The organism is uncultured Campylobacter sp. (assembly GCF_938040115.1).
In the GTDB taxonomy this organism is placed as follows: Bacteria; Campylobacterota; Campylobacteria; order Campylobacterales; family Campylobacteraceae; genus Campylobacter_A.
Window position 1 is genome coordinate 1 of record NZ_CALHXD010000249.1, and the last position, 1,961, is coordinate 1,961.

The window sequence follows — 1,961 nt, forward strand, 5'->3', positions numbered from 1 at the left end:
GATCGCGCCCGTTTGCATCATGGCTACTAACTCTCGCTCTCTTTGGCTGAGCTCTTTATCGCTTTGCACGACGGCGGGGCGGATGGAGTTTATCCTGATGCCTTTGGAATATATCTCTTTTGCGATCGCGGGCATAGCGTTATCCATCGCCGCTTTTGACGCGCCGTAGGCTATTTGCCCCTTGTCCGCTCCTAACGACGCGTAGTTTGAGACGGCTACTATGCTGCTTTTTGTATTATAAATTCCTTCGCTAGCAAAAACCCTGACGGCCTGGATAAACGCGAAGAAATTTTCCGTCATAGCGTCTTGCAAAAGCTCTAAAGAAGTATCCGCCAAAGGTGCGGTTAAATTTTTATCTACGGCGTAAACCAGTCCGTCAAGCTTTAAGCCGTCGAAATTTACGACGTCTCGTATAAAATTTTCGATTTTTTCTACACGGCTAGCGTCAAAGGCTATCGCGCGACCGTCGCTTAAATTTAACGAAACCTTATCTAAAGCGCGTTCATCCTTGTCGCTTACGACGATTTTGGCGCCCGACTCGCTTAAAATTTTAGCCGCCGCGCCGCCTATGACGCCGCAGCCCATTATTAGTATTTTTTTATTTTTTAGATTTAGCATTAGCTTCGAGTACTTTTGATCTGCCCTCGTCCCACGTGATATCGGTTTGGATGATAGGCAAAATATCTTTCGGACTTATATAGGCGTCCGCCACGCCTAGCGAGAGCCCTATACCAAAGCCCGACATTATGACTTTGACGCTCTCGTCGCCGTCCTTGTCACCGTAGTAGTCGCACATCGCGTTTGGTACGCTAGCCGATGAGGTGTTGGCGTATCTTTCAAGGCTTAGGCGCGACTTGTCTTGCATTTTTATTTTTTTAGCTATCGTATCTAGCATAGACTTGTTTGCTTGATGAAGCAGTACCGAGTCGTAGTCCTCCGCAGAGGCCTGAAATTTTTCAAAAAACGCCTTAAATAGCTTCGGGACTTTGGTTATACTAAAAGAAACTACGGCTAGCCCGTCCATATGTAAAGACATATCAAACTGCGGACGCCCGACGTATGCGTATCTTGACCCGTGACAAGCTCCGATAGCTTTAAACCCATCGCCCATAGATTGCAGGGCGAATCTAAACCCTTTGTTTCCTTCGTCGTATTCGATCAGCGTCGCACTCCCGCAGTCTCCAAAAAGTAGGTCGTTTAAGTCGCCGAACATATTAGTCGTGACGCCGTTTATTCCAAATATGCTAGGTTCGGTTACGTCGCCCGCCAATAAAAGAACTTTTTTTAAGTATCCGCTTTGTAGCATCGACGCGGCAGTATGTAAGCCGAAAATATAACCCGAACAACCCAAATTTATATCGTAGGCTATGCATTCCTGAGATAGACCTAGTCTATATTGCAGCGTTATCGCCGTAGCTGGTACCGTATAATCGGGACTTTGCGTTACTAAAATAACCGCGTCTATCTCGTCTCTTGAAATGTTTTTTTTCTTAATTATCTCCTCTGCCGCGGCAAAGCACAGGTCAGACGTTATCGTTTTATTGTTTTTGCTATAAAATTTCTGCTTGATGCCCGTATCTTTTACGAATCTTTCCACGCTTTCTTTATCAAATTTTTTATAAAAATCTTCAAGCGCGAGTTTATCTTCTGGTACGGCGCAGCAAACCGCCGAAATTTTTACGTTTTTAATGTGATCAAACGCCATTATTTCATACTATCTAATATATCTTGGATCGTTTTAAAATTTCTTATATCGTTAGGATTTGCTGTCACGCCAAAGTGCTCGTCCATCATAACGACGTAAGAGATAGCCGCGAGCGAATCCCACTCTTCAAGCTCCTCAAGCTTGGTTTCCGGGGTAAAATCGCTTACTTCAAGCTCTAAAAGCTCGGCTATTAGGGCCATTTTTTCGTTTGTATCCATCTTAAATCCTCCTTAAAATTTTAGCTTGATTTTAACTA

3 protein-coding genes are annotated in these 1,961 nt (G+C 44.3%); all 3 read right to left on the reverse strand.

Annotated elements, in window-relative coordinates; translation table 11 throughout:
* On the reverse strand, positions 1-618 hold a 618-nt coding region (locus tag Q0314_RS08360; protein ID WP_298058198.1), incomplete at its 3' end, for an SDR family oxidoreductase.
* The gene (locus Q0314_RS08365) at positions 599-1,705 is read right to left on the reverse strand and encodes a ketoacyl-ACP synthase III (protein WP_298058199.1); all 1,107 of its coding nucleotides are present in this window, start codon (positions 1,703-1,705) and stop codon (positions 599-601) included. The genes Q0314_RS08360 and Q0314_RS08365, both read right to left, overlap by 20 nt.
* Positions 1,705-1,923, reverse strand: coding sequence for an acyl carrier protein (locus tag Q0314_RS08370; RefSeq protein WP_295143638.1), 219 nt, complete (start codon positions 1,921-1,923; stop codon positions 1,705-1,707). Before Q0314_RS08370 ends, Q0314_RS08365 begins: the two co-directional genes overlap by 1 nt.
* Positions 1,924-1,961: the final 38 nt, after the last annotated feature.

What these genes read in the sequence shown, in the direction of transcription:
- Q0314_RS08365 (WP_298058199.1), bottom strand. Translation starts at nt 1,705, where the DNA reads ATGGCGTTTGATCACATTAAAAACGTAAAAATTTCGGCGGTTTGCTGC.
- Q0314_RS08370 (WP_295143638.1), bottom strand. Translation starts at nt 1,923, where the DNA reads ATGGATACAAACGAAAAAATGGCCCTAATAGCCGAGCTTTTAGAGCTT.